This window comes from Curtobacterium sp. VKM Ac-2865 (assembly GCF_015350905.1).
GTDB lineage: Bacteria > Actinomycetota > Actinomycetes > Actinomycetales > Microbacteriaceae > Curtobacterium.
Map to the genome: position 1 here is coordinate 59,848 of NZ_JADKRZ010000009.1, position 20,800 is coordinate 80,647.

Genomic DNA, 20,800 nt, shown 5'->3' on the forward strand with positions numbered 1-20,800 from the left:
CCCTCATCCTCGCAGAGCGGCACCCAGGCCGGTGAGCAGTCGCCGCCCCTCCGTGACCTGCCGCTCGACCACCGTGCGCTCCGTCGTCGCCAGCACCCCCAGCGCGAAGGCACCAGCGCCAGCCCCTGACCCCCACCCCGGCTCCGTGCCCGAGTCGGGATCGCCCATCGCAGCGGCGCGGTACGCCTCAGCAGCGTGGGCGGCGTCGAGCGCGTCCCCGAGCGAGTCCTGCACCCGCCGCAACCGCCCGAGCCGTCGCTTCCCGACGTCCGCCGTGCCACCGGCCGCCTGCAGCGCGTACCGCAGGCGGCGTGCTGCCTTCCGCTGGCCGTGCAGTGCCTCGAGGTCCTTCTCGCCGTCGCCCGACCCCACCGCCGGGTCCTCGAGCAGCGCCAGGACCCGCCGTCGCTCGCGCCGGATGCGCTTCGCCACGAAGCCGGCAGCGGCGTCGGTGGCGTGGGACCCCGGGGGAGCGCCCTCCACCAGTTCGTCGAGGGCGTCGAGGGCCTCGAACCACGCGGTGGAGCCCATGACCCGCCGGAGCTCGGTCGCCGCCGTCCTGCGGCGGTCCTCGAACCGTGCGCCGAGCCGGTCGAGCGTGCCGGCGTCGACGAAGCCCTCGGGAGCCCGAGCCGCCGAGCGGAGCAGTCGGTCGCGGAGCACCTCGGCGTCCCGAGCCACTCCGGCAACCCCGCTGACCCCGGCCAGTCGATCGTGCAGCTGCTCGGTGGCATCTCGGTCGAGCGCCCCGCGGAACACCGCCAGCACACTCCGGAGCCGACGCAGCACCTTCCGCAGGTCGTGGACCGACTCGCGTTCGTCCGCCCGCACCCGCGGGTCGATCGTCACCAACTCCGCCCGCAGGTCCACCACGACGTCGCGGACGAACGCCGCCGCCGTGCCCGCTCGGGGTCGTCGGCCGGTGTCCACCGCGGGACGACGGACCGGCGCCAGCCGCGGCACCGGGTCGTGCGGTCCGCGACCGGGGTCCTCCGCCGCGTCGAGGAGCGCCCGCTCGACCGACCGCGAGACGGAGCCCGGGTCCCCGTCGTCCGTCAGCGCCCACCACCGCGCGCTGCGGAGGAGCGCCGTGTCCGGGTCGCCCTCGTCCACACGCACGTCGGCGACCTCGGCCCGCACGCGGCCGTCCTTGCCGCGCAGGACCACGAGGGTGGTCGAGGTGTCCCGGACCCGGACGACCTGCAGCGGCTGCCCGCGCAGGAAGACCTCGACGGCGTCCCGCGGCGGACCCGGTTCCGCTGTCCTGCCCGACCCCAGCGGCACGAGCCCCGCACCGCGGTCGATCGCCCAGGCGCCGCCGCCACCCGCCCGCACGTCCGCACCAACGCCGCTGGCTCGCACGTCCACGCCATCGCCACCGGCCCGCACGTCCGCGCCATCGCCCGCGCCGACGGCGTCCTCGGCCCGCAGCAGTTCGACACCGGCGAACGCCAGGGTCCGTCCTGCCGTGTCCCACAGGGTCTCGCGCACCGTGAGCGGCGGCGTCCGCTCGACGGTGTGGGCGTACGGCTCGAGCGCCGGCAGTCGTCGGTCGTCCGGGATGCGCCAGGACCGCCGCGGTTCGGCGAGTGCTCCGGCGGTGGTGTCGCTGGGTGCGTTCGGGGTGTCCATGGCGACAGTGTCGTCCGACACGGCTCGGTCGGCACCGGGGGAGTCGCAGCCTGTGGAGAGCGGAGCTGTGGGCACCTGTTGTGGAGGACCTGTGACGGCCGGTGCCGCCGTCGCGTAGCGTCCTGAGGCATGACCGACGTCGCACAGTGGATGGCTCAGCAGCGCTGGTACGCGGCGAAGGGTGGTGTCCCCGACCTCCGCACGATCGCCGAGATCGACGAGACCACCGACGAAGCGCGGGTGACCACCCGGTTCGTCATCGACGACGCCGCCACCGGAGCCGTGCTCTACCAGGTGCCCGTCACCGAGCACCGTGAGCCCGTCCCCGAACTCGAACCCGCCCGCATCGACCCGGAGGGCACGCAGTACGACGGCCCCCACGACCCGGCCTACGCGCGCTGGCTCCTCGGTCGCATCGACGCCGGCGAGGAGTCCCTGCGGACCATCGGCCGCGTCACGAGCGCCCGCGTGTTGCGCGGCGAACAGTCCAACACCTCGATCATCTGCGAGACCGAGGACAACGGCACCGTCATCGTCAAGGTGTTCCGCGTGCTCCACCACGGGGACAACCCGGACGTCACGACCCAGCAGGCGCTCTCGGCCGCCGGGTCCGCCCGGGTCCCGCGGGTGTTCGGAGCGCTGCACGGCGAGTGGCCGGACACCGGCCGCGAGGACGGCATCGCGAGCGGACACCTCGCGTTCGCGCAGGAGTTCCTGCCCGGTCTCGACGACGCCTGGCGCGTCGCACTCGACGACGCCCGCCGCGGCGAGTCGTTCGCGGACGGAGCCGACCGGCTCGGCGCCGCGCTCGCCGAGATCCACGTGACGCTCGCCGGCGTGATGCCGACCGTGCCCGCCACCCCGGACCGCGTCACCGCTGCGATCGAGACCATGCGCAGCCGGCTCGACACGGCCGCCGCCGAGGTCCCCGCGATCGCCGAACACGCCGACGCCGTGCGCGCCGTGTACGAGCGCGCCGCAGCCGTCGAGTGGCCCGCCCTGCAGCGCATCCACGGCGACCTGCACCTCGGCCAGGTGCTGGCAGCGCCGGAGCCCCGCGGATGGGTCTTCCTCGACTTCGAGGGCGAGCCCCTCCGCCCGCTCGACGAGCGCTCGCTCCCCGACGTACCCCTGCGCGACGTCGCCGGCATGCTCCGGTCCTTCGACTACGTCGCCGGCGCACTCGCACACGACGACGACCCGGTCGACGCAGCCGACTGGGCCCGCGAGGCCCGCTCGGCCTTCCTCGACGGCTACCAGCGCGGGATCGGCGCCGACCTCAGCGCGCACCACGCGGTGCTCGACGCGTTCGAGGTCGACAAGGCCGTCTACGAAGTGGTCTACGAAGCGCGCAACCGGCCGACCTGGGTCGGCATCCCGGTGGCCGCGGTGGAGCGCCTGGTCGCGTCCTGAGGGCCCTGGTCGCGACCCGATGACGGACGGGAGGCTCGGTGCCAGCTGGTACCGAGCCTCCCGTCCGCCGTGTGCGCACGCTCCAACCCATCACGCGCGCGCTCGAAAGTGGAATCGCGCGTAGAGGGTCGGATCATCCGACCCCCTACGCGCGATTCGACCCGCGACGGGCGCGGGCCGCGCGCCCGTCAGTTGACGGGTCCGGTGTACTTCTCTCCGGGGCCGGCACCTGGCGCATCGGGGATGGCGGACGCCTCGCGGAAGGCGAGCTGCACCGAGCGCAGACCGTCGCGCAGCGGACGGGCGTGGTGGTCGCCGATCTCGGTCGCCGCCGCGGTGACCAGGCCGGCCAGCGCGGTGATGAGCTTGCGTGCCTCGTCCAGGTCGGTCTGCTGCTGCGGGTCGTCCGCGAGCCCGACCTTCACGGCTGCGGCGCTCAGCAGGTGCACGGCCACGGTGTTGATGAGCTCGACCGCGGGCACCTCCGAGATGTCGCGGGCGGCGTCGGTGTCGTCGATGGAGGCCTCGGTGGCGAGGTCGTTGGGCGGGGTGTCGGTCACGGTGCTCCTCTGCTAGACTCTCCGCGGCAGATGCTGTCTGTGTGCCCGGCGCGTTCTCGAACGAACCGGACCAGCAGACCGCATCACGAAGAGGAGTCACTCCCACCCGCGGCCACGAACCACCAGGCTACCGGGTCACCACCGCTCCACCGGAGTCCATGCAGTCACTGCACGGGCCTCGGCAGTCCGGATCACTGATCCGGAGTCGGGCGGCTGCCGAACGGGTCGTGTACCCGTGCGTCAGATCTCCTCTCTCGTGCCGTCGTCCAGGCGAACGCCCCGGACGGCCACCACCTGATTGAAGGAGCTCCGCATCACCGATCCCCGTACCAACGACCGCATCCGCGTCCCCGAAGTCCGCCTCGTCGGACCACAGGGCGAGCAGGTCGGCGTTGTCCCCATCGCCGTCGCACTGCGCCTGGCGCAGGAAGCCGAGCTGGATCTGGTCGAGGTCGCGGCGAACTCGAAGCCGCCCGTGGCCAAGATCATGGACTACGGCAAGTTCAAGTACGAAGCCGCTCAGAAGGCCAAGGAAGCCCGCCGCAACCAGGTCAACACCGACCTGAAAGAGGTCCGCTTCCGCCTGAAGATCGACGTGCACGACTACGAGACGAAGCGCAAGCGCGCCGAGGGCTTCCTGCTCGGTGGCGACAAGGTGAAGGCGATGATCCTCTTCCGTGGCCGCGAGCAGTCGCGTCCGGAGCAGGGTGTCCGACTCCTCCACAAGTTCGCCGAGGAGATCGCCGAGTTCGGTGTCGTCGAGTCGCGGCCCACGCAGGACGGCCGCAACATGACGATGATCATCGCGCCCCTCAAGAACAAGTCCGACGTCAAGGGCGAGCAGAACGCCAAGCGAGCAGCCGAGAAGGCCGAGCGCCGCGCGACGGAGCATGCCACGAAGACCAAGTCGGATGACGGAGCCCCGGCTGCGTCGCAGGAGCCGGCCCAGGCCGAGTCCCCGACCGAATAGGTCCCCCAGACCGACCCCGCAACGACGCGGTCCCCCATCCATCCCACGGAAAGGCACCACCATGCCCAAGCAGAAGACCCACTCCGGGTCGAAGAAGCGCTTCAAGGTCACCGGTACCGGCAAGATCATGAAGCAGCAGGCCGGTATGCGTCACAACCTCGAGGTCAAGTCCTCCAAGCGCAAGGCGCGCCTGAACGAGGACCAGGTCCTCTCGAAGGCCGACGCCAAGAACGTCAAGAAGCTCCTCGGCCACTGAGCCGCCCCGGATCGTAAAGGAACAGACCAATGGCAAGAGTCAAGAGAGCGGTCAACGCCGCCAAGAAGCGCCGCGTCATCCTCGAACGCGCCGAGGGCTACCGCGGCCAGCGTTCGCGCCTGTACCGCAAGGCCAAGGAGCAGGTCACCCACTCCCTCGTCTACGCGTACCGTGACCGTCACGCGAAGAAGGGCGAGTTCCGTCGCCTGTGGATCCAGCGCATCAACGCTGCCTCCCGCGCGAACGGCCTGACCTACAACCGCCTCATCCAGGGCCTCGCCCTGGCCGGCATCGAGGTCGACCGCCGCATCCTCGCGGACCTCGCCGTGAACAACCCCGAGACCTTCACCGCGCTCGTCGAGTCGGCGAAGAAGGCCCTCCCGGCCGACACCTCGGCCCCGAAGGCCGCAGCGTAGTCAGCAGCTCCCGTGCCCGTCAGGGCCGATGACGCCCCCGTTCCGTCCGCGGAACGGGGGCGTCGTGCGTCGCGGGAGCGCTGGCCTGCGAGACTGTCCCCGTGACTGATCTCCTGGAGAACCCCCGTGCCGGACGCGTCAAGGCCGTCGCCGCGCTGACGAAGAAGGACGTGCGCGCCGAGACCGGGCTGTTCCTGCTGGAGGGCCCCCAGGCCGTCCGCGAAGCCCTGGAGTACCGGCCGGAGCTCCTCCGTGAGCTCTACGTGACGCCGACCGCCGCCGAGCGCTACGGGCTCGCCGACACCCAGGTGGACACCTGGTTCGTGACCGAGCAGGTCCTCGACGCGATGGCCGACACGGTCACCCCGCAGGGCGTCGTCGCGGTGTGCGAGCAGTTCCCGACGTCGGTGCGGCAGGTCTTCCCCGACCGGGTCAGCCAGGAGGCCCCCGACGCGTCCGCCTCGGAGGGCGGGCTCCCGGGACTGGTCGCGATCCTCGAGGAGGTCCGCGACCCCGGCAACGCCGGCACCATCATCCGTGCCGCCGACTCCGCCGGTGCCGACGCGGTGGTCCTGACCGGGCGCAGCGTCGACCCGTACAACCCCAAGGTCGTGCGGTCGACCACGGGGTCGTTGTTCCACGTCCCGGTGTCGGTCGGCGTCGGGCTGGCGGACACGATCGAGCGCGCGAAGTCGCTCGGCTACACGGTGCTCGCGGCGGACGTGTCCGGCGACGACCTGCCCGACGTCCGTGCAGAGGGGCTGCTCGACGGCCCGACCGTCTGGGTCTTCGGGAACGAAGCCCGCGGGCTCACGTCCGAGGACCTGGCCATGGTCGACCGCGCCGTGAAGGTGCCGATCTACGGGCGCGCGGAGTCGATGAACCTGGCGACCGCGGCGTCCGTGTGCCTGTACGAGTCGGCGTTCGCGCAGCGGTCCGTCTGACTCCTCCCCAGGAGACGTCTGTCCGGTCGCGTTCCACAGTCCGTCCGGTACAGAACGGCGGTATCCCAGGGGCCGGTAGGCTCTGGTGCTGTGTCAGAACCTCTCGAGATCAGCGAATCGGCCGTCGCCGACGCGGTCGACGCGGCCCTCGCCGCAGTCCGTGCCGCCACGACGGTCGCCGAGCTCAAGCAGGCCAGGGCGGAGCACACCGGCGAGCAGTCGACGCTCGCGCGCATGAACGCGTCGATGCGCAGTGTCCCGCCGGAGCAGAAGGCCCAGGCGGGCAAGCTCGTCGGACAGGCCCGCGGTCGGGTCAACGGTGCGGTCGCCGAACAGGAGTCGGTCCTCGCCGAGGCAGAGGAGCGCGCGCGCCTCGACGCCGAGCGCGTGGACGTCACCGCGCTGCCGTCCACCCGCACCCCGGGCTCCCGGCACCCGCTCTCACTGCTGAACGAGACCGTGGCCGACATCTTCGTCGGCATGGGATGGGAAGTGGCAGAGGGCCCCGAGCTCGAGCACGAGTGGTTCAACTTCGACGCCCTGAACTTCGACCAGGACCACCCCGCCCGGGCGATGGCGGACACCGTCTTCGTCGAGCCGGTCGAGCGACACCTCGTCATGCGCACGCACACCTCGCCGGTCCAGATCCGGTCCCTGCTGTCGCGGGAGCTGCCCCTCTACGTGATCGCGCCCGGCCGGGTCTACCGCGCGGACGAGCTCGACGCCACGCACCTGCCGGTCTTCACCCAGGTCGAGGGCATCGCGATCGACAAGGGCCTGACGATGGCGCACCTGCGGGGCACGCTCGAGCACTTCGCGCGGCAGATGTTCGGCGACGAAGCCCAGATCCGGCTGCGCCCGAACTACTTCCCCTTCACCGAGCCCTCCGCCGAGATGGACGTCTGGCAGCCGAACGCCAAGGGCGGCGCGCGCTGGGTCGAGTGGGGCGGGTGCGGCATGGTGAACCAGAACGTCCTGCGGTCGGCCGGCATCGACCCCGACGAGTACCAGGGCTTCGCCTTCGGCATGGGCATCGAGCGGACGCTCCAGTTCCGCAACGGCCTGAACGACATGCGTGACTTCCTCGAGGGCGACATCCGCTTCTCGCAGCAGTTCGGAACGGTGGTCTGATGCGCGTCCCACTCCGCTGGCTCGGTGAGTCGGTCGACCTCCCCGAGGACGCCACCCTCGAGCACGTCCACGCGGCGCTCGTGTCGGTCGGCTTCGAGGAAGAAGCCGTCCACACCTACGACCTGACCGGGCCCGTCGTGGTCGGTCGGGTGCTCGAGCGCGTCCCGGAGCCGCAGAAGAACGGCAAGACGATCAACTGGTGCCAGGTGGACGTCGGCGAGGCGGAGCCCCGCGGCATCGTCTGCGGCGCGCACAACTTCGACGTGGGTGACCTCGTCGTGGTGACGCTGCCGGGCGCCGTGCTGCCCGGACCGTTCCCGATCGCCGCCCGCAAGACCTACGGTTACGTGTCGGACGGCATGATCGCGTCGGCGCGTGAGCTCGGGCTCGGGGACGAGCACGACGGCATCCTCCGGTTCGCCGACCTCGGCATGGAGCCCACCGTCGGCCAGGACGCCATCGCGCTCCTCGGCCTCGACGACGCCGCGGTGGAGATCAACGTCACCCCGGACCGCGGCTACGCGCTGAGCATGCGCGGCGTCGCCCGTGAGTACGCCCACGCCACCGGCGCCTCGTTCCACGACCCGGTGGAGCGCGTCGCTCCCCGGTCCGGTGACGGGTTCTCCGTGACCGTGGACGACCAGGCACCGATCCGCGGCCGGGTCGGTTCCTCGACCTTCGTGACGCGGGTCGTCCGCGGCATCGACGCCTCACGGCCGACACCGGCCTGGATGGTGTCCCGCCTGTCGCTCGTCGGCGTCCGCTCCATCTCGCTGCCGGTCGACATCACGAACTACGTCATGTTCGAGCTCGGGCAGCCCCTGCACGGGTACGACCTCGCCACCGTGCGGGGCGGACTCGGCGTCCGTCGCGCGGCACCGGGGGAGACCCTGACGACGCTCGACGACGTCACGAGGAAGCTCCACCCCGAGGACCTCGTCATCACCGACGACGACGGCCCCGTCGGGCTCGCCGGCGTGATGGGCGGCGCCCGCACCGAGATCTCCCCGAGCACCTCGGACGTCCTGATCGAGGCCGCCGACTTCGACCAGGTCTCCATCGCCCGCACTGCCCGCCGCCACAAGCTCCCGAGCGAGGCCTCCCGTCGCTTCGAGCGCGGCGTCGACCCGCTCGTGGCCGAAGCCGCGGCGAACCGCGCGGTGGAGCTCCTCGTCGAGCTCGCCGACGGCACGGCCGACACCCTCGGCTCGACGCTGGTGGACACCACCCCGCGCCCCGTCGTGACCATGCGCCTGTCCCGGCCGTCCGAGCTGATCGGCGTCGAGTACTCCGACGCCGAGGTGATCGACACCCTGCGCGCCCTCGGTGCGTCGGTGGACGTCGACGGTGAGCAGCTCGCGGTCACGCCGCCCACCTGGCGCCCCGACCTGACCGACGACACCACCCTGGTCGAGGAAGTGGCCCGCATCGTCGGCTACGACCGCATCCCCAGCGTCCTGCCCGTCGCTCCGCCCGGCCGGGGCCTCACCGCGCACCAGCGGGCACTCCGCCGCGTGGCAGCAGCCCTCGCGGCCGACGGCCTGACCGAGGTCGTCACGGCGCCGTTCGTGTCGGCCGCGACCGCTGCCGCGTACCCGGGCATCGACGCCGAGGGCGGCCCGAGCGTCGTGCTCGCGAACGCACTCGACAGCGCGCAGGACCTGCTCCGCCGCAGCGGCCTGCCCGCGCTCGTCGAGGTGGCTCGCCGCAACGTGTCCCGTGGCCTGGTCGACCTGGCCGTGTACGAGACCTCGCGGGTGTTCCTCCCCGTGTCCGACGCCGAACTCGGGACCACCGAGGTGCCCGTCGGCGCGGAGCACCCGGGTACCGAGACGCTCCTCGCGCTCGACGCCGCCCTGCCCGCGCAGCCGTTCCACGTGTCGGCGCTCCTGACGGGCAACCGCCTCGTGAAGCAGCCCGGCGTGCTCCCGCAGCCGTTCGGCATCGCGGACGCGCTCGACGTCGCGCGGACCGTGGCCTGGGCCGCCGGGGTCGACCTGACCGTCGCGCAGACGACCCATCCGTCACTGCACCCCGGACGCGCCGCGTCGCTCCTGGTCGGCGACACCGTGGTCGGCATCGCGGGCGAACTGCTGCCCGAGCTGACGGCTGCCGCAGACCTGCCGCGGGTCGTCGCCGTCGTGGAGATCGACCTCGACGCGGTGGTCGCCGCGGTCCCCGATGCCGTGCACGTGGCGCCGATCGTGTCCTACCCCGCAGCGACGCAGGACCTCTCCCTGGTGGTCGACGTCGGCGTCCCCGCGGGCGACGTGCTCGACGAGGTCCGCGCTGGCGCCGGAGAGCTGTTGGAGTATGCTCGGCTCGTGGATGACTACCGGGGCTCCGGCGTGGACGAGGGACAGAAGTCCCTGACGTTCGCGCTGCGCTTCCGCGCCACGGACCGCACCCTGACCGCTGCCGAGGCCTCCGTGGCCCGTGACGGCGCCGTCCGACGTGCCGGCGAGCGATTCGGGGCGACCCTGCGCGACTGATCCCACTGGGACCAGCACCGCCCGGGGCCGCCGCCTCAGATCCTCGACGAACAGTCCGACCGAAGGTGGAATCCCATGTCCGTATCCGTCGCCGTGGCGGGAGCCAGCGGCTACGCGGGTGGTGAGCTGCTGCGCATCCTCTCCGCCCATCCCGAGTTCGACGTCAGGACGGTCACCGCGTTCTCGAACGCCGGGCAGCCGCTCGTCGCGACGCAGCCGCACCTCCGGTCGCTGTCCCACCTGACCCTGGTCGAGACGACGGCGGACACCCTCCGTGGGCACGACGTCGTGTTCCTGGCACTGCCGCACGGGCAGTCCGGGGCGATCACCGCGGAGCTCGACGACGACACCCTCGTGGTGGACTGCGGCGCCGACCACCGACTGACGGACCCCGCCGCCTGGGACGCCTTCTACGGCGGCGAGTACCACGGCGCATGGACCTACGGCCTGCCCGAGCTCCTGCACGCGGCACCGACCCCGGGTTCGGCGGACGAGTGGCGCGACGTCGACGACATCGTCGCGCAGAGCCGTCAGCGGACCGAACTCGCCTCGACCAAGCGCATCGCGGTCCCCGGGTGCAACGTGACGGCGATCACGCTCGGCATCCAGCCGGGCATCCAGGCCGGGCTCGTGCAGGGCGACGACATCGTCGCGGTGCTCAGCGTCGGGCCCTCCGGCGCCGGCAAGAAGCTCGAGCCGACCTACCTCGCGGCCGAGATCATGGGCTCCGCCAGCGCGTACGCCGTCGGCGGCAAGCACCGGCACGTCCCGGAGATCCAGCAGAACCTGCGGTTCGCCGGCGCCTCGGACGTCACGATCTCGTTCACCCCGGTCCTGGTGCCGATGTCGCGCGGGATCCTCGCCACCACCACCGCCAAGCTGGCGCCGGGCGTCAGCGCGCGGGACGTCCGCCTCGCCTGGGAGCAGGCCTACGCGGACGAGCCCTTCGTGCACCTGCTGCCGGAGGGCCAGTTCCCCCGGGTCGCGGACACCATCGGCGCGAACACGGCACTCATCGGCGTGACCGTCGACGAAGCAGCCGGACGCGTCGTCGCGGTGACGGCACTCGACAACCTCGCCAAGGGCACCGGCGGTGCAGCCGTCCAGTCGGCCAACATCGCACTCGGTCTGCCGGAGACCCTCGGCCTCAGCGTGGACGGAGTCGCACCGTGACCGACGCAACGACCGGGGCGGACGCCCCCACGAGCCTCCAGTCCGTCAGCGACGCGGAGGGCGTGACCGCAGCGGCGGGCTTCCGTGCTGCCGGCGCGACCGCCGGGCTCAAGGCGAGCGGGACGCCCGACGTGGCGCTCGTCGTGAACGACGGCCCCCAGGCCGCGGTGGCCGCCGTCTTCACGAGCAACCGCGCCCAGGCCCACCCGGTGATCTGGTCCCGGCAGGTCGTTGGCGACGGCATCGCCAGGGCCGTGTTCCTGAACTCCGGCGGTGCGAACTGCTTCACCGGGGCCTTCGGCTTCCAGACCACGCACATGACGGCCGAGGCGGTGGGCGAGTCCCTCGGCATCGGGGCCGGCGACGTGGTCGTCTGCTCGACCGGTCTGATCGGCCGCGGCGACCAGACGTTCCGCGACCACGTCCTGCACGGCGTCGCACTCACCACGGACGCCCTGTCCGAGACCGGCGGCCCCGACGCCGCCGCCGCGATCATGACGACGGACACCCGGGCCAAGCAGGCGTCGGTCTCCGAGGACGGCTGGACCGTCGGTGGCATGGCCAAGGGCGCGGGCATGCTCGCGCCGGGGCTCGCGACGATGCTCGTCGTGATCACGACCGACGCGCTCCTCACCTCCGACGAACTCGACCAGGCCCTGCGGGCGGCCACCCGCGTCACGTTCGACCGGGTCGACTCCGACGGCTGCATGTCGACGAACGACACCGTCGTGCTGATGTCCTCCGGCGCGTCCGGCGTGACACCAGAGGTGGGCGATTTCCAGGAGGCCCTGACCGTCGTCTGTGCCGACCTGGCCCGCCAGCTCCAGCAGGACGCCGAGGGTGCCAGCCACGACATCGCGATCCACGTGGTGAACGCCGCGACCGAGGACGACGCCGTCACGGTCGGCCGCAGCGTCGCCCGGAACAACCTCTTCAAGGCGGCCGTGTTCGGCAACGACCCCAACTGGGGCCGGGTGCTCGCGGCGATCGGCACCACCGACGCCGAGTTCGACCCCTACGCGGTGGACGTCTCGATGAACGGCGTGCGGGTGTGCCACGCAGGTGCGCCCGACCGTCCGATCGACGAGGTCGACCTGACACCACGCGACACCGACGTGCTCATCGACCTCGGGGTGGGGCCGTACTCGGCGACCATCCTGACGAACGACCTGACGCACGACTACGTCCACGAGAACAGCGCGTACTCCAGCTGATGGCCGACGACACCCACTCCAAGCAGCACGAGCACGAGCTCGCCGCCGTCAAGGCTGCGACGCTCATCGAGTCCCTGCCCTGGCTCAAGCGGTTCTCCGGCAAGATCGTCGTCGTCAAGTTCGGCGGCAACGCCATGGTGAACGACGACCTCAAGCGGGCCTTCGCCGAGGACATGGTCTACCTCCGCTACGCGGGCCTGCATCCCGTCGTGGTGCACGGCGGGGGTCCGCAGATCTCCGCTGCGCTGAAGGAACAGGGCATCGAGTCCGAGTTCCGCGGTGGCTACCGCGTCACCACGACCGAGGCGATCACGGTCGTCCGCGACGTCCTGGCCGGCGAGGTCAACCGCGAGATCGTCGACCTGATGAACGAGCACGGGGACGGCATCGGTGTCGGCGTGTTCGGTGACGGCGGCTCGCTGTTCACCGGCGAGCAGAAGGGCGTCGTCGTCGACGGCGAGCACTTCGACCTCGGCCACGTCGGTGACATCACCCACGTCGACCCGTCCGGCGTCCTCGCGGCGATCCGGGCGAACCAGATCCCGGTCGTTTCGAGCATCGCGATCGACGACGCCGACCCCGACCAGGCGCTCAACGTGAACGCCGACGCTGCGGCGGCCGCACTCGCGATCGCACTGGGCGCCTCGAAGCTGCTGATGCTGACCGACGTCCCGGGGCTGTACCGCAACTGGCCCGACCGCGACTCGATCATCGACCTCATCGCGGTCGAGGAACTGCGCGAACTCCTGCCGTCGCTCGAGTCGGGGATGATCCCGAAGATGACCGCGTGCCTCGACGCCGTGGTCGGCGGAGTCGGCGGCGCGACGATCATCGACGGCCGCATCCCGCACTCGATCCTGCTCGAGGTCTTCACGCTCCGCGGCGCTGGCACCGAGGTGATCCCGGACCCGAGCAGGCGGACCGAGAACCAGAACACGCACGCCGAGATCGGCCGACGCGGTCCGGCAGTGACCCACGACACCACGCAGACGAAGGGAACCGCACGGTGAGCACCGAGACGCAGACCGAGACCTGGAACGACCGGTTCGGGGCGTCGCTCATGCGATCCCTGACGCCGCCGAAGATCATGCTCGAGCGCGGTCAGGGCTGCCGTGTCTGGGACGTCGACGGCAACGAGTACCTCGACTTCCTCGCCGGCATCGCCGTGAACTCCCTCGGGCACGCCCACCCGGCCCTGGTCGAGGCCATCAGCGACCAGGCGGCCAAGCTCGTGCACGTCTCGAACTACTTCGCGACCCCGCCGCAGCTCGAACTCGCCGAACGGCTCAAGCGGATCTCCGGCGCCGGCGACGCGGGCCGCGTGTACTTCGGCAACTCCGGCGCCGAAGCGAACGAGGCCGCCTTCAAGCTCGCGCGGCTGAACCGCGGTGCCGACGGTCGCAAGACCCGCATCCTCGCGCTGAAGCAGGCCTTCCACGGTCGGACGATGGGGGCGCTCGCGCTCACCGGCAAGCCCGCCTTGCAAGAGGACTTCCTGCCGATGATCCCGGGCGTCGAGCACATCGACACCTCGATCCAGGCCCTCGAACACGCGATCGACGACACCGTCGCGGCGCTGTTCATCGAGCCGATCAAGGGCGAGGCCGGCGTGGTCGACCTCCCCGAGGGCTTCCTCGCCGCGGCCCGACGCCTGACCGAACAGCACGGCGCGCTCCTGGTCCTCGACGAGATCCAGACCGGTGTCGGTCGGACCGGTTCGTGGTTCGCCTTCCAGCAGTACGACGTCGTCCCGGACGCCATCACGGTCGCCAAGGGCATCGCCGGCGGCTTCCCGATCGGCGCGCTCGTGACCTTCGGCTGGGCATCCGACCTGTTCTCCGCCGGCCAGCACGGCTCGACCTTCGGCGGCAACCCGCTCGGCACCCGCGTCGCGAACGCCGTGCTGACCGAGATCGAGTCCGCCGGGCTCGTCGAGGGCGCGGTCACCAAGGGCGAGCGGATCCGCAGCGGCATCAGCGCGTTCGGCTCGCCGCTCGTGGAGGAGGTCCGGGGGACCGGGCTCCTCATCGGCGTCGGGCTGCACCTGCCGGTCGCGGCCGCGATCGCCGCCGCCGCCCTCGAGCGCGGCCTCATCGTCAACGCGCCGAACGAGTCGAGCCTGCGCATCGCGCCGCCGCTCATCGTCACCGACGCCGAGATCGACGAGTTCCTCGCGATCCTCGCCCAGAGCATGGCGTCCGTCGAGGGCGCCCACCAGGAGACCTCCGCATGACCCGCCACTTCCTCCGTGACGACGACCTGAGCCAGGCCGAGCAGTCCGCGATCCTCGACCTCGCCGTCGAGATGAAGCGCGACCGCTGGGGTGCGAAGCCCCTCGCCGGCCCGCAGAGCGTCGCCGTGATCTTCGACAAGTCGTCCACCCGCACCCGGGTGTCCTTCCACGTCGGCATCAGCGACCTCGGTGGCAGCCCGCTCATCATCTCGACCGCCAACAGCCAGCTCGGCGGCAAGGAGACCCCCTCCGACACCGCCCGGGTGCTGGAGCGCATGGTGTCGGCGATCGTCTGGCGCACCTACGGCCAGGCCGGGCTCGAGGAGATGGCCGCGAGCACGTCCGTGCCCGTCGTGAACGCCCTCTCCGACGACTTCCACCCCTGCCAGCTCCTCGCCGACCTGCTCACCATCCGTGAGCACCGCGGCGCCCTCGCCGGCCAGACCATCGCCTTCGTCGGTGACGGCGCGAGCAACATGGCGCACTCCTACCTGCTGGCCTGCGCGACCGCCGGCATGCACGTCCGCGTCGGCTCGCCGAGTGCGTTCTCGCCCACCCCGCAGGTGGTCACGGACGCCGAGCAGCGCGCTGCCGAGACCGGTGGTTCGGTGCTCGTGGTGACCGACCCGGTCGCCGCCGTCGCCGGAGCCGACGTCGTCGTCACCGACACGTGGGTGTCGATGGGCAAGGAGGACGAGAAGCAGCAGCGGCTCGACACCTTCAACGGCTACCGCGTCGACGACGCGATGATGGCGCACGCCGCTGACGACGCCGTGTTCATGCACTGCCTGCCGGCCGACCGCGGCTACGAGGTGACCGCCGACGTGATCGACGGCCCGCGCAGCATCATCTGGGACGAGGCGGAGAACCGTCTCCACGCCCAGAAGGCCCTCCTCGCCTGGCTCCTCGCCGCGAACAACTGACCCCCCAACACCCCTAGGAGACATCACATGGCAGACCGCGTCGTACTGGCGTACTCCGGAGGACTCGACACCTCCGTCGGCATCGGCTGGCTCAAGGACGCCACCGGCAAAGAGGTCGTTGCACTGGCGGTGGACGTCGGCCAGGGTGGGGAGGACATGGAGGCCATCCGGCAGCGCGCGCTCGACTGCGGCGCGGTGGAGTCGGTGGTCATCGACGCGAAGGACGAGTTCGCCGACGACTACCTCGTGCCCGCCCTCAAGGCGAACGCGCTCTACCAGAAGCGCTACCCGCTGGTCTCCGCGCTGAGCCGCCCGCTCATCGCGAAGCACCTCGCCCTGACCGCCAAGCAGCTCGGTGCCGACAGCGTCGCGCATGGCTGCACCGGCAAGGGCAACGACCAGGTCCGCTTCGAGGCCGCCGTCGCCGCGATCGCACCCGACCTGACGAGCGTCGCCCCGGTCCGCGACCTCGCGCTCACCCGCGACAAGGCGATCATCTACGCGCAGGAGCACGACCTGCCGATCCTCCAGAGCAAGAAGTCGCCGTACTCGATCGACCAGAACGTCTGGGGCCGCGCGGTGGAGACCGGGTTCCTCGAGGACCCGTGGAACGCCCCGATCGAGGACCTCTACGCCTACACGCAGGACCCGGCGATCGCGCGTGATGCCGACGAGGTCACCATCACGTTCGAGCAGGGCATCCCGGTGGCGCTCGACGGCCAGCGCTTCAGCGTCCTGCGCATCGTGCAGGAGCTCAACGCCCTCGCCGGCAAGCACGGCGTCGGCCGCATCGACGTCGTCGAGGACCGTCTCGTCGGCATCAAGTCGCGCGAGGTCTACGAGGCCCCGGCCGCGATGGCGCTCATCGCCGCGCACGAGGAGCTCGAGAGCCTGACCCTCGAGCGCGACGTGAACCGCTACAAGCGCGGTGTCGAGTCCGAGTGGGCCGACCTGGTCTACGACGGCCTCTGGTTCGGTGGGCTCAAGCGGTCGCTCGACGCCTTCATCAACGACACCCAGCAGTACGTCTCCGGCGACATCCGCATGCAGCTGCACGGCGGCCGGGCGACGGTCACGGGTCGCCGCAGCGAGCAGTCGTTGTACGACTTCGACCTCGCGACCTACGACACCGGCGACACGTTCGACCAGTCGCTGTCGAAGGGCTTCATCGAGATCTGGTCGCTCCCGTCCAAGATCTCGGCACGCCGCGACCTGGCGAACTAGTCGCCTCGTGGACGGCGGGACCGACAGGTCCCGCCGTCCGCACCGCCCAGGAGGCCCGACCCGCCTCCGCCCCGCGCCGCACGCCCCAGACGCACGCACGACCCAGACGCACGCACGACCCAGACCGACCCACGACACGACGCAGGACGACATGACGGACGCACCCCGGGCCTCCAGGCCGGACGCCGAGCCCACCAAGACCGACGGCACCAACGCCGGCGCCCTGTGGGGCGCCCGGTTCGCGGACGGCCCGAGCGCCGAACTGGCCGCCCTGTCGAAGTCGACGCACTTCGACTGGCAGCTCGCGCCGTACGACCTCGCCGGCTCTCGCGCACACGCCAGGGCCCTGCACACCGCGGGCTACCTGACCGCGGACGAGCTCGAGGCCATGACCGCCGGGCTCGACCGCCTCGACGCCGCCCACGCCGACGGCTCGCTGCAGCCGGACGAGTCGGACGAGGACGTCCACGGCGCCCTCGAACGCCTGCTCATCGCCGACCTCGGCCCGGTCCTCGGCGGCAAGCTCCGCGCTGGCCGCAGCCGCAACGACCAGATCGCCACGCTCGGCCGCATGCACATGCTCGACCACGGGCGGCGCATCGGGCGGATGGTCATCGACCTCGTCGACGCGATCAGCCAGCAGGCGAGTGAACACCAGGGCGCGATCATGCCGGGGCGCACGCACCTGCAGCACGCGCAGCCGGTCCTCCTCGCGCACCACCTGCTCGCCCACGCGTGGCCGCTGGTGCGTGACCTCGAACGCCTCCGCGACTGGTCCGGCCGCGCCAGCGTCAGCCCGTACGGGGCCGGAGCGCTCGCGGGCAGCTCCCTCGGACTCGACCCGACGGCGATCGCCCTCGAGCTCGGCTTCGACCGCCCCGCCGAGAACTCGATCGACGCCACCGCCGCGCGGGACACCGTCGCCGAGTTCGCCTACGTCCTCGCGCAGATCGGCATCGACCTGTCGCGTCTGGCCGAAGAGGTGATCCTGTGGAACACGAAGGAGTTCGGCTTCGTCCGGCTCCACGACGCGTTCTCCACCGGGTCGAGCATCATGCCGCAGAAGAAGAACCCCGACATCGCGGAACTCGCTCGGGGCAAGTCCGGCCGGCTCCTCGGCAACCTCACCGGGCTGCTCGCGACCTTCAAGGGCCTGCCGCTGGCGTACAACCGTGACCTCCAAGAGGACAAGGAGCCCGTCTTCGACTCCGTCGCGACGCTCGAGGTCCTGCTCCCGGCCTTCACCGGCATGGTCGCGACCCTGACCTTCGACACCGACCGGATGGCCGAGCTCGCGCCGCAGGGCTTCTCGCTCGCCACCGACGTGGCGGAGTGGCTCGTCCGACAGGGCGTGCCCTTCCGCGACGCCCACGAGGTCTCGGGCGCGCTCGTCCGGTACTGCGAGGAGCGCGGGATCGAGCTCGACGACCCGGCGGACGAGGAGTACGCCGCCGTCTCGGAGCACCTCACGCCCGAGGTCCGCGCCGTCCTCACCATCGAGGGCAGCGTCGCGTCGCGCTCGGGGGTCGGCGGCACCGCGCCCGACCGTGTCGTGGAACAGCTCGCGACGCTCACGGAGCGTGTCCGCGACCTGGCGGCGGGAGCGCCCTTCACCCGATGACGCGTGCTGCGCTCGCGGTCCTCGCGGCACCGGCTCCGATGTCGGCGCCCGCGCTGCTCGGTGCCACGCTGACCGGCAAGGGCGTCACGATCCGCATCACCGAGGTCGAGGCCTACTTCGGCCCCACCGACCCCGGCTCGCACGGACACCGTGGGATGACGGACCGGAACCGCAACCTGTTCGGGTCGGCGGGGACGCTCTACGCCTACCGCTCGTACGGCATCCACACCTGCGTCAACGTGGTGAGCGGTGACACGGGGACGTCCTCCGGGGCACTGCTCCGCGGCGCCGAGGTGGTCGACGGGGTCGAAGTCGCCCGCGGGCGCCGGGGCGCCACCGTCTCGGACGTCCAGCTCGCACGAGGCCCCGGCAACCTCGGTGCGGCACTCGGCGCGGTCCTCGGCACGGACGACGGCACGTCGGTCCTCGACGGCTCCGGCCCGTACGTGCTCGCGCTGGCTCCCGGTCTGGAGGCCCGGATCGCCACCCACGGTCCGGCTGCGGTCCTCGCCGAGCTCGCCTCCGACCCCGGCATCCGCCGCGGGCCGCGGACCGGCGTCGCCGGCCGTGCCGGTGGCGCGGCCTTCCCGTGGCGCTTCTGGCTGCCGGGGGAGCCGACGGTCTCGACGTACCGACGGCACAAGGGCGCCGTCGACTGACCAGGCCGAGCCGAGCCTCCCGGCTGTCCTCCCCGCCGACCTGATGGCGTCGGTGACCGCCGCTACGATGGACCGGTGGCCAGTGATACCGCTCCCGACGTCCTGACGCGCCAGCAGAACGACCCCACCTTCGCCTCGGTGTGGGACGAACTGCGTTGGCGCGGGCTGGTGCAGGTCTCGACCGACGAGACCGCTCTGCAAGAGGCCCTCGACGGCGAGCCGATGACCTACTACTGCGGGTTCGACCCCACGGCACCGTCCCTCCACTGCGGCAACCTCCTGCAGCTCCTGACCATGCGTCGGTTGCAGCTGGCGGGGCACCGACCACTCGCGCTGGTGGGGGGATCGACGGGGTTGATCGGGGATCCTCGACCAACTGCCGAGCGCACGTTGAACACCCGCGAGACGGTCTCGAACTGGGTGAGCCGCCTGCAGGAGCAGGTCTCGCGGTTCCTCAGTCCGGACGGTGACAACGGCGTGCGGCTCGTGAACAACCTCGACTGGACGTCGCCGCTGTCCGCGATCGACTTCCTCCGTGACATCGGCAAGTACTTCCGCGTCAACTCGATGCTCAAGAAGGACGCCGTCGCCGCACGGCTGAACTCGGACGCGGGGATCAGCTACACGGAGTTCAGCTACCAGATCCTGCAGGGGCTCGACTACCGGGAGCTCTTCCTGCAGTACGGGTGCACGCTGCAGACCGGTGGCTCCGACCAGTGGGGCAATCTGACCTCGGGGACGGAGCTGATCCGACGAGCCGAGGGTGCGACGGTGCACGCGCTCGGCACACCGCTGATCACGAACTCCGACGGCACCAAGTTCGGCAAGAGCGAGGGCAACGCGATCTGGCTCGACGCCGAGATGACGTCGCCGTACGCGCTGTACCAGTTCTGGCTCAACACCGCGGACGCCGACGTGATTGCCCGGTTGCGCGAGTTCACGTTCCTGCCCAGGGCGGAGATCGAACGACTCGAGCGGGCGGTCGCTGACGAGCCCTTCCGACGAGAGGCCCAGCGGACGCTTGCGTTCGAGGTGACCTCGCTCGTGCACGGGGTCGATGCCACCCAGGCGGCGATCGATGCCTCGGCGGCGCTGTTCGGCAACGGGGACCTCGAGGCCCTCGACGCCCAGACACTGCGGTCCGCGATCGCCGAGCTCCCGGGGTCGGTGTCGCTCGACCCGGGGGACGACCTCGCGAAGGCCCTCGTCGAGACCGAGTTGGTGAAGTCCCTCGGGGAAGCCCGACGCGCCATCGACCAGGGCGGGGTCTACGTGAACAACGCCCGGGCCGACGACCCGACCACGGTGTTGGCCGATCTCGCGTTGCCCGGCGGCGTGCTCGTCGTCCGGCGTGGCAAGAAGACCCTCGCCGGAGTGACCCTCACCGCCTGACCACCAGCCGTTCGAAGCCCGGTTCTCCCTTGCGGAGACCGGGCTTCGTCGCGTTACGGCCCCCGTGTTGCACGATGCGACACGCCCGGGATCTGGCCTGGCTTGGCGCTCTGGCCGATCCGCCCGTAATGTTTCCTCTCGTCACCCCAAAGGTGCGGCGGAGCGGCTGGAGCGAAAGCCCAGAGCACGTCGGCCCTCAAGCGGGACCATCCTCCACAGGAGTTCGGAACTGGCCTTGCGCCAACCGGCTCCGACGCCTAGGATGACTACTCCACCGGTTCTCTCCTACGGGATGAGCCACTGGGCCTTCGGGTCCGACGATGACCGGTGGTCAAACCAAGAACGAATGCCTCTCTGGCGGAATCCTTCACGGATCGAGCGGGGAGTGCGTCTGGTCCTTGAGAACTCAACAGCGTGCACATTGTCAATGCCAATTTATTGACCTCGTGGCTCATCACTTGTGGTGAGTTTCGGAGACAATTCCTTTTGGATTGAAGATTGTCAGTAGACAGTCAACAGTCAGAATCAACTCGCTGACACTTCGGTG

Annotated in this window: 18 protein-coding genes; 16 read left to right on the forward strand and 2 right to left on the reverse strand. The window is 71.1% G+C overall.

Annotated features, from left to right (window positions below; genetic code table 11):
- Nucleotides 1-3: 3 nt before the first annotated feature.
- Complete coding sequence (locus ITJ54_RS17590) at nucleotides 4-1,632, reverse strand: CHAD domain-containing protein (RefSeq protein WP_194630578.1); 1,629 nt, start codon at nucleotides 1,630-1,632, stop codon at nucleotides 4-6.
- A gap of 129 nt (nucleotides 1,633-1,761) precedes the next feature.
- Between ITJ54_RS17590 and ITJ54_RS17595 the strand changes: the two genes are divergently transcribed.
- Nucleotides 1,762-3,045: a maltokinase N-terminal cap-like domain-containing protein gene (locus ITJ54_RS17595; RefSeq protein WP_194630580.1), complete on the forward strand. Its 1,284-nt coding sequence runs from the start codon at nucleotides 1,762-1,764 to the stop codon at nucleotides 3,043-3,045.
- Between the two features lie 188 nt (nucleotides 3,046-3,233).
- Here ITJ54_RS17595 and ITJ54_RS17600 read toward each other — a convergent pair whose 3' ends face one another.
- The gene (locus tag ITJ54_RS17600) at nucleotides 3,234-3,605 is read right to left on the reverse strand and encodes a DUF1844 domain-containing protein (protein WP_194630582.1); all 372 of its coding nucleotides are present in this window, start codon (nucleotides 3,603-3,605) and stop codon (nucleotides 3,234-3,236) included.
- Nucleotides 3,606-3,903: 298 nt separating this feature from the next.
- On the opposite strand from ITJ54_RS17600, the gene infC reads away from it, so the two are divergent.
- The 15 genes from infC (at nucleotide 3,904) to tyrS (ending at nucleotide 20,253) form a co-directional block, all read left to right on the forward strand.
- Nucleotides 3,904-4,575: a translation initiation factor IF-3 gene (infC, locus tag ITJ54_RS17605; RefSeq protein ID WP_194630584.1), complete on the forward strand. Its 672-nt coding sequence runs from the start codon at nucleotides 3,904-3,906 to the stop codon at nucleotides 4,573-4,575.
- Nucleotides 4,576-4,636: 61 nt separating this feature from the next.
- Nucleotides 4,637-4,831: a 50S ribosomal protein L35 gene (rpmI, locus tag ITJ54_RS17610; protein ID WP_071273122.1), complete on the forward strand. Its 195-nt coding sequence runs from the start codon at nucleotides 4,637-4,639 to the stop codon at nucleotides 4,829-4,831.
- Nucleotides 4,832-4,860: 29 nt separating this feature from the next.
- Nucleotides 4,861-5,247, forward strand: coding sequence for a 50S ribosomal protein L20 (gene rplT / locus ITJ54_RS17615; protein WP_071298710.1), 387 nt, complete (start codon nucleotides 4,861-4,863; stop codon nucleotides 5,245-5,247).
- Nucleotides 5,248-5,348: 101 nt separating this feature from the next.
- Complete coding sequence (locus ITJ54_RS17620) at nucleotides 5,349-6,191, forward strand: TrmH family RNA methyltransferase (RefSeq protein ID WP_194630586.1); 843 nt, start codon at nucleotides 5,349-5,351, stop codon at nucleotides 6,189-6,191.
- Between the two features lie 90 nt (nucleotides 6,192-6,281).
- Nucleotides 6,282-7,322, forward strand: a complete 1,041-nt coding sequence (pheS, locus tag ITJ54_RS17625) for a phenylalanine--tRNA ligase subunit alpha (RefSeq protein ID WP_194630587.1) — start codon at nucleotides 6,282-6,284, stop codon at nucleotides 7,320-7,322.
- Nucleotides 7,322-9,814: a phenylalanine--tRNA ligase subunit beta gene (gene pheT, locus ITJ54_RS17630; protein WP_194630588.1), complete on the forward strand. Its 2,493-nt coding sequence runs from the start codon at nucleotides 7,322-7,324 to the stop codon at nucleotides 9,812-9,814. Before pheS ends, pheT begins: the two co-directional genes overlap by 1 nt.
- Nucleotides 9,815-9,889: 75 nt before the next feature.
- The gene (locus ITJ54_RS17635; RefSeq protein ID WP_194630589.1) at nucleotides 9,890-10,987 is read left to right on the forward strand and encodes an N-acetyl-gamma-glutamyl-phosphate reductase; all 1,098 of its coding nucleotides are present in this window, start codon (nucleotides 9,890-9,892) and stop codon (nucleotides 10,985-10,987) included.
- A gap of 62 nt (nucleotides 10,988-11,049) precedes the next feature.
- On the forward strand, nucleotides 11,050-12,201 hold the full coding sequence (argJ, locus tag ITJ54_RS17640) for a bifunctional glutamate N-acetyltransferase/amino-acid acetyltransferase ArgJ (protein WP_323741781.1): 1,152 nt from the start codon (nucleotides 11,050-11,052) through the stop codon (nucleotides 12,199-12,201).
- A complete protein-coding gene (gene argB / locus ITJ54_RS17645; RefSeq protein WP_194630591.1) occupies nucleotides 12,201-13,211 on the forward strand; it encodes an acetylglutamate kinase in 1,011 nt (336 codons plus the stop codon). The genes argJ and argB overlap by 1 nt, the downstream gene beginning before the upstream one ends.
- Nucleotides 13,208-14,434, forward strand: coding sequence for an acetylornithine transaminase (locus ITJ54_RS17650; RefSeq protein ID WP_179549558.1), 1,227 nt, complete (start codon nucleotides 13,208-13,210; stop codon nucleotides 14,432-14,434). Before argB ends, ITJ54_RS17650 begins: the two co-directional genes overlap by 4 nt.
- Nucleotides 14,431-15,357 (forward strand): ornithine carbamoyltransferase, encoded by a 927-nt coding sequence (gene argF / locus ITJ54_RS17655; RefSeq protein ID WP_179549559.1) that lies wholly within the window; start codon nucleotides 14,431-14,433, stop codon nucleotides 15,355-15,357. Before ITJ54_RS17650 ends, argF begins: the two co-directional genes overlap by 4 nt.
- Before the next feature lie 27 nt (nucleotides 15,358-15,384).
- Complete coding sequence (locus ITJ54_RS17660) at nucleotides 15,385-16,581, forward strand: argininosuccinate synthase (protein ID WP_071273098.1); 1,197 nt, start codon at nucleotides 15,385-15,387, stop codon at nucleotides 16,579-16,581.
- A gap of 151 nt (nucleotides 16,582-16,732) precedes the next feature.
- Entirely contained in the window at nucleotides 16,733-18,202 is a 1,470-nt protein-coding gene (gene argH / locus ITJ54_RS17665; protein WP_228509617.1) for an argininosuccinate lyase, read from the forward strand.
- Entirely contained in the window at nucleotides 18,199-18,861 is a 663-nt protein-coding gene (locus tag ITJ54_RS17670) for a DNA-3-methyladenine glycosylase (protein WP_194630592.1), read from the forward strand. Before argH ends, ITJ54_RS17670 begins: the two co-directional genes overlap by 4 nt.
- Nucleotides 18,862-18,936: 75 nt before the next feature.
- Entirely contained in the window at nucleotides 18,937-20,253 is a 1,317-nt protein-coding gene (tyrS, locus tag ITJ54_RS17675; RefSeq protein WP_323741780.1) for a tyrosine--tRNA ligase, read from the forward strand.
- Nucleotides 20,254-20,800 lie beyond the last annotated feature (547 nt).